Raw genomic sequence first — 9476 nt, 5'->3', positions numbered from 1 at the left:
CGGGCTAGAAGCCCATCCCACAAAAATCTTTTTTCTTGTGGGATGGGCTTCTAGCCCGTCCCAAAATTTGGTTAAAAGGATTTTTGCAAGAGGTCTAATTAAAATTGTAAGTTATTTAATTCTCATTCCTTAAAGAATCGCAGCCCCGCCTTCATCAGCATTCTGCAAAACTCCAGAAAAATTAAAAAATAATGTAGATTTACGGCCTGGCCTTGGTAGTATGTACTCTGGCAGATAAAACCAACAACTTCAAATCGACATGAGCCAGCATTCAGACCGCATTGCCCCTCACGGCGGCATCCTGGTCAACCGCATTGCGACACTAGACCAAAGACAGGAATTTTTTGACAAAGCAGAGTCCCTGCCGCGAGTCCAGCTTTCGGATCGATCGATCTCTGACTTGCAAATGATCGCGATCGGCGCCTTCAGTCCTCTCAAAGGGTTCATGGTAGAAGCTGATTATCGATCGGTAGTCAAAGAAATGCGCCTCTCCAACGGCCTCCCCTGGTCGATTCCCATCACCCTTTCAGTCAGCGAAGCAGTCGCCGACACCCTCACCGAAGGCGCCTTAGTCCGCCTCGACTCCCCGGCTGGTGAATTTGCCGGTATCTTGGAACTTGCAGAAAAATACCGCTACAGCAAAGAAGAAGAAGCCCTCAACGTCTACCGTACCGACGATCTCAAACACCCGGGCGTTCAAGTAGTAGACCAATCCGGGTCAGTGAACCTCGCAGGCGAAGTTTGGCTGCTGGAACGCGAACTAGATGCGCGGTTTCCGCAATATCAAATTGACCCGGCGAAATCGAGAATACTGTTCAAAGAAAAAGGATGGAAAACCATAGTCGGTTTCCAAACCCGAAACCCCATCCACCGGGCCCACGAATACATCCAAAAATGCGCCTTAGAAACAGTAGACGGATTATTTTTGCACCCGTTAGTCGGGACAACTAAAGATGATGATATCCCTGCTGACGTGCGGATGCGCTGCTACGAAATCCTGCTAGATAAATACTATCCAAAAGATCGCGTAATCTTGGCAATTAATCCGGCGGCTATGCGCTACGCCGGCCCCAGAGAAGCAATTTTTCACGCTTTAATTCGCAAAAACTACGGCTGCACTCACTTTATTGTCGGGCGCGATCACGCTGGAGTTGGCGATTATTACGGCACCTTCGACGCCCAACACATTTTTGACGAGTTCGAGCCTTCTGAATTGGGAATTGTGCCGATGAAATTCGAGCACGCTTTCTATTGCAAGGTGACGGAACAAATGGGTACAACTAAAACAAGTCCCAGCACTCCGGAACAGCGGGTGCATTTGTCGGGAACCAAAGTGCGCGAGATGCTGCGCGCTGGAAAATTGCCACCACCGCAGTTTTCTCGACCCGAAGTCGCCGCCGAATTGGCGAAGGCTATGAATATTTTTAGTTACGAGATTTAAGTCTTGAACTTTGGTATTGGTGGCATTCTGAATAGTTTTGAGTTGGGGGTTTTGAGTTTTAAATTGTAAAATTTAAGCTTGAAACTCAAAAGTTAAAACTTAGAAGTTATGGGATCATCTCAGTTTTGCATTTAATAGTGCTGTCCCCGCTCGCGTATTATTACGATACGCGAGCGGGGACAGCACTATAAGAAAAAAATGCTTTTTACAAAAATGAGATGCTCCCGAAGTTATAGCCTTTCGAGATCTCATATGAGGTACGACTGGGAATAGGGAATAGGCCTGCGCCGGCAAAACCCGCAAAACCGGGCATTAGGGCATACCTCACTTTTTTGAGAACCGCTATATCTTAAGAATTAACAGTCAGCATCTACTGGATTCCAGGGTTTTGAGATTTGCGACGCATCCTACTAATGTTGTATAAGTTTTCAGAATTGGTATAAGTCACAATCTAATGAAAGCCCCTAAAATTAGAGAGGGGTATTTAACTTGAAATTCAAAACATAAAATTCAAAACTCTTTAAAAATGGGACTCAAGCGGCGGGAATTTTTGCAGCAAGCTGGCCGGGTGCTGGCCGCCATCGGAATCAGCGAGGCTGGATGGTTGCGGTTGGGATCGCGCTACTTGGAAGCTTTAGCCCAGCCAACAGCGCGTAAATTGGCTTTGTTGGTGGGGGTTGACCAATATCCAGATTCGCCCCTACACGGCTGTGTGACGGATGTGGAATTGCAGCGGGAATTGCTGGTATATCGGTTTGGGTTTGCGCCGTCGGATATTCTGACTTTGACTGATGCTGGCGCTACCAGGGACAATATCGAGACGGCTTTTGTAACTCATTTGAGGGAACAAGCAAAACCGGGTGATGTGGTGGTTTTTCACTTTAGCGGCTGCGGTAGTCGAGTTAGTTTTGGAGACTCTCCGGGAAAAATGCAAAACAGTTTGGTGCCGGCGAATGATGTGGTACCGCTGCTGGAAAATCGATCGGTCAACGATATTTTAGAGGAAACGGTGTTGCAGTTGGTACGATCGCTCGCCACAGAAAATGCGATCGCCATCCTCGACACCAGTCACACCTACCCGGGTTTCCTCAAAAATGGCAACTTTCGCATCCGTTCCCGTCCGCGCCCCACCATCGGGCAGCCAAGCCTCGCAGAATTAACGTTTGTTGAAGGTCTCCAGGCAGGCAAAAACAACCGTTCTGCGATCGCCCTGCTGAGTGCGGCCGCCAATTCCCAAATCGCCGGGGAACAAGAATGGAACGGATTTACTGCGGGTTTGTTTACCTACGCCCTCACCCAAAGTCTGTGGTTAGCGACTCCGGCTAGCAGTTTCAGCGTCAGTTTTAGTCGGGCGGCGGGCGCAGTCGAGCAAATAGCGGGATTATCGCAGCAACCGCAAATTCGCCCTGACAATTTAACAACCGCACCGGCGCTGAATTTTGCCACAAGTTTAATGTTAAATTCCGCTGCTGCTGACGGGGCTGTGACGGCGGTGGAAGATGGCGGCAAAACTGTGCAGTTGTGGCTGGGCGGGTTGTCGGCTGGGGTTTTGGAGTGCTGCGAGGGCTCGGTGTTTGCTGTGGATTCGTCGGTTAAATCGATCGACAGCGATTCCCTAGAGAATAGCAACTATACTTCACGACTGTTGCTGCGATCGCGCACCGGTTTGTCTGCAAAAGCTCAAATTTTAGATAAGCTCGATCGTACAAAAGGGCAATTAACAGCCGGCGATTTGGTGAGGGAAGAAATTCGGGTATTGCCGCGAAACATCGGTTTGACAGTAGCTTTAGACTCTGGTTTGGAACGAATCGAGCGGGTGGATGCTACCAGTGCTTTCGCGACTGTACCGCAAGTTTCAGCCGTAGGGAGCGAGCAACCGGCTGACTTTCGGTTCGGGAGAGTCTCTGAAACCATTGTCGCTCAGACTCCTGCGGCTTACGAGCCTGCTTTGTATCAAGGCCGCTACGGTTTGTTTTCTGTCAGCCAAATGCTGATTCCCGACACTCAGGGCGACGGGGGAGAAGCCGTTAAGGTGGCGGTGCAGCGGTTGATTCCGCAGTTGAAAGCTTTACAGGCGGGGAAGTTGCTGCGGCTGACTGTCAATGAGACATCTTCGCGGCTGAAGGTGCGGGCGGTTTTGGCAACTCTAGCGCCGCAAGCCCGGGTGATGGTGCAGCGGGAGTCGGTGCGGGCGAGTGGTGATTACCGGTTGGAACCCCTGAGCGCTCCAAGCGAGAAATCGAGTAACTTGGGTATACTAAGTTTGCCGATCGGCAGCCGAATTCAATATAGATTATATAACGAGAGCGATCGCCCGGTTTATGCTGCGGTGTTTTCCTCGGATACCGCTGGACGGTTGTTGGCGATGAATTATCAGGCTGAAAGTGATGCTGGTGCGATGTCAATGGCGATCGCCCCTGGGGATAATTTAAGCGTGCCAGCGGCTGGGGCTTTGGGCTTGGCGGTGTCTGGGGCTTTGGGTTTGGCGGAAACTTTGATTATAGTTAGTGAGAGTCAGTTCGATCGCACTTTGGCAGCAATAGCAGCGGAAATGCAGCAAACAAGGGATACTTTGCCGGTGATGTTGTTGAATCCTTTAAATGTGGCGCGGGCTGTGTTGGAAGATTTGCACGTGGCTAGTATTCCGGGCGTGCAGAAACTGGGGATATCGACGGATGATTTGGCTTTGGATGTGAATGTTTGGGCGACTTTAAGTTTTGTTTATCGGGTAGTTTAATTTTGGGAATGGGTAATTGGGAATGGGTAATTGGGAATGCTTGCTGCGGGAGCATCTCATTGTTGCAAAAAATATTTTTTATTGTAGTGCGAGCGTCCTCGCTCGCGAGGTGTATAATACTCGCGAGCGAAGACGCTCGCACTATAAATGAAAAACTGAGATGCTCCCCTTGCTGCAACTATCCGAGTACGAAGTCGATATTCACTTCCCAATCAGGAAATGCTAGAGGCGAAACTTGTTGACCGCGCCAAAACTTTTGGATTAAACTGTAACCGTTGGGTGTTGGCTGGCGGTATACTTCTAAGCATTGTGCTTCTAAATCTACTAGCCAAACCTCTGCAATTTGCGATCGCGCGTAAATGGGAACTTTCACATCTCGATCGTAATCCACCGTACTATCACATACTTCTATCAACAGCAAAACTTCTGATGGTGTAGGATGTGCCGTTGAATAATAATCAGCACGGGGTTGTAGAAATACTACATCAGGTTGAGGTTCAGTGCGATCGGTCAACTGAACAGGATTTTGGATAGCAATAATCGCTCTTGTTTCGGGAATTGCAGCCGAGAGTCTGTTGAGGCGGTTGACACATCCGGCGTGGCGAGTTCCAATGGCTGCCATTTGTACAAGTTCTCCTTCGATCAATTCTACGCGATCGCCCTGGGGAAAAATACCAGCTTTACCCATTAAATGATATTCTTCTACGGTGAGCAATCTTTTGATTAATTGCACTGCCATAACTACCGTGCCTCTAATTATATTTATTAAATTGTAGTCGATCGAAGGAAGAAGGAAGGAAGAAGGAAGAAGGAAGAAGGAAGAAGGAAGAAGGAAGAAGGAAGAAGGAAGAAGGAAGAAGGCGCTTCTGGTTTAATATCAAATCCACTCTTCATCGTCCTGTATTAATCTCTCTATTCTCTCTCTGTGTCCTCTGCGCCCTAGTAAGGTTAAATCATTCCGATGAAACCAGAAACGACATATAGCGGTTCTCAAAAAAGCAAGGTACGTTGTTGGGCTTCAGCCCTCTGAGAGTAGTGATTATATACTAAGCGAGGTGGCATCAAAAACTCCATTTACATTCATCATCTTTCTGATAAATGCTATAACTGGTTCGTTCTAGTAACGAGTACAAAGAAGACGGGCGGTAAAAACCGCCGTGTCATCTAATAACAAATTAAGATATAGCCTTTCTCAAAAAGATGAGGTATAATTGACAGCTTACATAACCGCTTAAACTAAGAGGGCTGAAGCCCAACAACATACCTCATCTGTCTGAGAACCGCTATATGACTGACAGCTTACATAACCGCTTAAACTAAGAGGGCTGAAGCCCAACAACGTACCTCATCTGTCTGACAACTGCTATTGATAAACTTTTTCTACCAGTTGAGCCAAACGTTTCATCGCAGTTTCAATCTCATCATTTGTCGCAGTCAAACTAATTCGCAAACACTCGTGTTTGTGCTGCCAATCTTCCCGCAAACCGGGGAAAAAAGAACTTCCCGGTACCACAATCACGCCGACTTTTTTCAATTCTTGATACATTTCCCAATCAGTCATTGGCAAATCTTTGAGCCACAACCAGGCAAAGATTGCTCCTTCACCTCGGTGCAAGAACCATGGCAAATCCTTCGGCATTGCGTGTTCTAACGTGCTTTCAACTACTGCAAATTTGCTTTGATAGTACGGGCGAATTACGTTGAGGGAAATGTCGGCTAGGGCGCCGGAAGCAATGGCCCTAGCTGCGATCGCCTGTCCGTATCTCGGCGAGTGAATGCACATATTGGTCTGAAAAGACTCTAATATTTGAATAATTCCTTCATCGCCGATCGCAATTCCGATTCTTTCACCCGGTAATCCGGCTTTTGACAAACTCATGCAGTGGACGATATTGCCGCCGAAAATCGGCTTCATTTCGGTAAAGTTCAAGGCCGGGAAGGGAGGCCCGTAGGCGGAATCGACTAACACCGGCACGTCGAAAGCGGCTGCTAAATCGGCGATTTTCTGCACTTCGTCGTCGGTGAGGACGTTTCCCGTGGGGTTGCAGGGACGGGAAAAGATCACGCAACCGCTGGTTTCATCGATCGACAGTTGGCTGAAATCCGGGCGGTATTTGAATCGGTGGGCGGCTGCATCAATATCTAGGGTGGGTTTGCAGGCGATGACTGCTTCGGGAATTAGGCTGACGCCGCCGTAACCGGTGTAGTCTGGGCTGAGGGGAAGGACGATCGACTTTAGGTTGCGGATTTGAGATTTGGGATCGGAAGTGTCGGCGACTGGTGCAGTGTAGCCTCCGAAAGCGTTGGCTGCGTAGAAGTAGATTGATTGACTTCCCGGAGTAATTAAAATGTTGCGATCGGTCAAATTGAGATTGTAACGTTGGTTAAAGTCGGCCAATACTGCATCGATAAAGGGCTGATAACCTTGGCTGGAACCGTAGCGACAAACGACTTCGCCGTATTCGGGGCTGGCTAAAAGTTCCGCAGTGCAATCGCGCCACAATTGCTCGACTTCCGGCAAAATCACCGGATTTCCGGCGCTTAAGTTGATAAATTCCTGCCCGTGGCCGGCTCTGAGTGTTTCTATAATATCTTTCATAATTGCCCGAACTCCTGTGAGTTGGGACATTTGAGTGCCAAATTGAGTGAGGGCAGGGTTCATGATGCGGCGACGATGATAGAGGTTGACGGTTTATTTATGATAGCTTTTGTGCGATCGGGTCAAGACTTACGTATCGATCGCGTATTATGTCATTGCGAGGAACGAAGCATAAGCCCTAGCCCTTTCAGGGCGGCTTCGCCAACGGGCAGGCTTCGCCAACGCAGCATCTGTTTTTGATGGGTTTTGCGTAGGATTGAGGGCGTGGTTTGGTTCGATCGCGCGATCGAACAATATTTTTTGCTTAGTTTCCGTGAACCGGTAGGTGTTAAAATAGAGGTATGAAATTTTTTTGCTCAAACTCATGTTCCGCAAGGATTTGATGCCCCTCTTCTGAAAAAACGATTCACGGAAAGTCTGGAAGCTTTACAGGATAACGTTTTGGAGTGAGTATGAAAAATTGGGGATTGACAAGCCGAAGGCTAGAATGGTACTTTAGTTTTAGATTCACGGAACTGCACCTTGAAAACCAAATACAGCAAAGCTTCTGGAGCGGGCGGCCGGAAAACCCATAAATCCCTATCAGGGATTGAAACGGGTAATTTCCACAATCCGATTTTGGCTCTTTGGCCGGAAAACCCATAAATCCCTATCAGGGATTGAAACTTTTACGTACATGATGATTTTGGAATTGTCCGCGCCGGAAAACCCATAAATCCCTATCAGGGATTGAAACTACAAAAACGAGAGGATTTCTCTTCGGCAGCACCGGGCCGGAAAACCCATAAATCCCTATCAGGGATTGAAACTTAGACCTCACCCCTACTACAAATCTCTTGCCGAGCAAGCCGGAAAACCCATAAATCCCTATCAGGGATTGAAACTTGGTATGGCTGACTGGACTCATGACTTGATACTCTCCGCCGGAAAACCCATAAATCCCTATCAGGGATTGAAACCAAATCGACAAGAAGCTCGATTTCATTCACGAGGGCCGGAAAACCCATAAATCCCTATCAGGGATTGAAACTCCGAATTACTTCTAGAATGCAGTATCAACTGTCGCCGGAAAACCCATAAATCCCTATCAGGGATTGAAACTGACAATCAGGGCAACCTCGGAAGAATCAATATTGCCTCGCCGGAAAACCCATAAATCCCTATCAGGGATTGAAACATTGCCCTCTTGCTCAATCGGGGGGATTCCTTGAAAAGCCGGAAAACCCATAAATCCCTATCAGGGATTGAAACTTATCCTTGGCTTTAACTTTTTTCATCATTATGGGCCGGAAAACCCATAAATCCCTATCAGGGATTGAAACGGTCTGCCGGACACAAGCGCCAACCGCAAGGCAGCGCCGGAAAACCCATAAATCCCTATCAGGGATTGAAACTCATGCGATCGCCACTCACACTTGTATCAGCTTTTTGGCCGGAAAACCCATAAATCCCTATCAGGGATTGAAACAAATTCCAAACTCGGATCGAGTGCTATCTCGATATCGAGCCGGAAAACCCATAAATCCCTATCAGGGATTGAAACAAAATAATCAAGTTTTGCAACCACTTTGACGAATCGCCGGAAAACCCATAAATCCCTATCAGGGATTGAAACAGTCGCCTTCAATGCCTACTAAATTTTGCATTTCTGCCGGAAAACCCATAAATCCCTATCAGGGATTGAAACAGCGTCAAATTCAAACGCCCTCAACCAGCAAATTGGCCGGAAAACCCATAAATCCCTATCAGGGATTGAAACTAACTATTTCTTTCATCTCTTCTTTGACGCTATTTAAAAGCCGGAAAACCCATAAATCCCTATCAGGGATTGAAACTGGGTACACCTGCCGCCAGTTAGCCACCTTTTTGGGGCGCCGGAAAACCCATAAATCCCTATCAGGGATTGAAACTACTCTTCTTTAACTACTACTGCAATGGCAGCAGGCCGGAAAACCCATAAATCCCTATCAGGGATTGAAACGGAGTGGACAGACGTGGTGCGGATTTTGAGTGAAAGCGCGCCGGAAAACCCATAAATCCCTATCAGGGATTGAAACCGGGAGACAAGATGGCAATAAAAAACACCCTTTGCCGCCGGAAAACCCATAAATCCCTATCAGGGATTGAAACATCATGCAGCCTTTTCCAAATCTCAAAAATCTGTTTCGCCGGAAAACCCATAAATCCCTATCAGGGATTGAAACCTTCTTTGCGGGCTACCAATGCTCGAACCAGAGAATTAGTGAGCCGGAAAACCCATAAATCCCTATCAGGGATTGAAACGCGCTTCTTGTAAAGAATAATTGTAAAGGCTTTAATGCCGGAAAACCCATAAATCCCTATCAGGGATTGAAACCGTACTCATTCACTCAAAGAATTTGATTGGAGTGGCGCCGGAAAACCCATAAATCCCTATCAGGGATTGAAACTGATAAATGCCTGATCGATTAAGCAGAATGAATTCATGCCGGAAAACCCATAAATCCCTATCAGGGATTGAAACGTAGCCACTTTCTAGGAATTCCGGGGCCGCGAGCCGGAAAACCCATAAATCCCTATCAGGGATTGAAACTGGAATAATAAGTCTTCTTACAAATTAAAGCCCACATTCCGCAGATGTGGGTCGGATTTTTTTATCAGTTGTGAAAACTTGGAAGCCAAACGCTTTTGGGCTGAAATTATGCAGTGTTAGCCTTACA

The 9476-nt window shown here is 47.4% G+C and carries 5 protein-coding genes and 1 CRISPR repeat array; of the genes, 2 read left to right on the top strand and 3 right to left on the bottom strand.

The features are described from left to right. The first annotated feature begins 259 nt into the window (after nt 1–259). Together sat and JGK11_RS31285 are read left to right on the top strand one after the other, a co-directional pair. Entirely contained in the window at nt 260–1441 is a 1182-nt protein-coding gene (gene sat, locus JGK11_RS31290; RefSeq protein ID WP_293183433.1) for a sulfate adenylyltransferase, read from the top strand. Nucleotides 1442–1967: 526 nt separating this feature from the next. Beyond that, the gene (locus JGK11_RS31285) at nt 1968–4178 is read left to right on the top strand and encodes a caspase family protein (RefSeq protein ID WP_293214293.1); all 2211 of its coding nucleotides are present in this window, start codon (nt 1968–1970) and stop codon (nt 4176–4178) included. 178 nt (nt 4179–4356) lie between these two features. Here the strand turns inward: JGK11_RS31285 and JGK11_RS31280 are convergent, their stop codons facing one another. The 3 genes from JGK11_RS31280 to JGK11_RS31270 all read right to left on the bottom strand — a co-directional run bounded on the left by JGK11_RS31280 (nt 4357) and on the right by JGK11_RS31270 (nt 7137). After that, the gene (locus JGK11_RS31280) at nt 4357–4917 is read right to left on the bottom strand and encodes a Uma2 family endonuclease (protein ID WP_293214291.1); all 561 of its coding nucleotides are present in this window, start codon (nt 4915–4917) and stop codon (nt 4357–4359) included. A gap of 624 nt (nt 4918–5541) precedes the next feature. Beyond that, on the bottom strand, nt 5542–6840 hold the full coding sequence (locus tag JGK11_RS31275; RefSeq protein WP_293189899.1) for a valine--pyruvate transaminase: 1299 nt from the start codon (nt 6838–6840) through the stop codon (nt 5542–5544). Between the two features lie 84 nt (nt 6841–6924). Then, nucleotides 6925–7137 (bottom strand): hypothetical protein, encoded by a 213-nt coding sequence (locus JGK11_RS31270; protein WP_293214289.1) that lies wholly within the window; start codon nt 7135–7137, stop codon nt 6925–6927. A 199-nt stretch (nt 7138–7336) separates the two neighbouring features. After that, a CRISPR array of direct repeats spans nt 7337–9349; the repeat unit is 37 nt; unit sequence GCCGGAAAACCCATAAATCCCTATCAGGGATTGAAAC. Nucleotides 9350–9476 lie beyond the last annotated feature (127 nt).

Source organism: Microcoleus sp. PH2017_34_RAT_O_A (genome assembly GCF_020737885.1).
GTDB lineage: Bacteria > Cyanobacteriota > Cyanobacteriia > Cyanobacteriales > Microcoleaceae > Microcoleus.
This window is presented reverse-complemented; position numbering and strand designations above follow the sequence as displayed.